Below are 316 nucleotides of genomic sequence, written 5' to 3'. Positions count from 1 at the left end.
TGCCCAGATGGACGGCGCAATCCTAGTCGTATCTGCAACTGACGGCCCAATGCCACAGACTCGTGAGCACATCTTGCTTTCACGTCAGGTTGGCGTACCGTACATCATCGTATTCATGAACAAATGTGACATGGTTGATGACGAAGAATTGTTAGAGCTAGTAGAAATGGAAGTTCGTGAACTATTGAACGACTATGACTTCCCAGGCGACGACACTCCTATCGTTAAAGGTTCTGCTACTGAAGCTCTAAAAGGCTCACAAGAAAAATATGGCCAACCAGCTGTTGTAGAGCTACTAAACGTACTAGACACTTAT

At 45.6% G+C, this 316-nt stretch carries 1 protein-coding gene; it reads left to right on the top strand.

The annotated features are described in order from the left end of the window. Positions 1–316: GTP-binding protein (locus tag CXF69_RS00635; protein WP_228706723.1), on the top strand; the 316-nt coding region annotated here is incomplete at both ends.

The organism is Psychrobacter sp. Choline-02u-9, assembly GCF_002836505.1.
Classification (GTDB): Bacteria; Pseudomonadota; Gammaproteobacteria; order Pseudomonadales; family Moraxellaceae; genus Psychrobacter.
The sequence above is the reverse complement of the archived record's forward strand: the minus strand, read 5'-3'. Positions and strand labels throughout refer to the sequence as shown.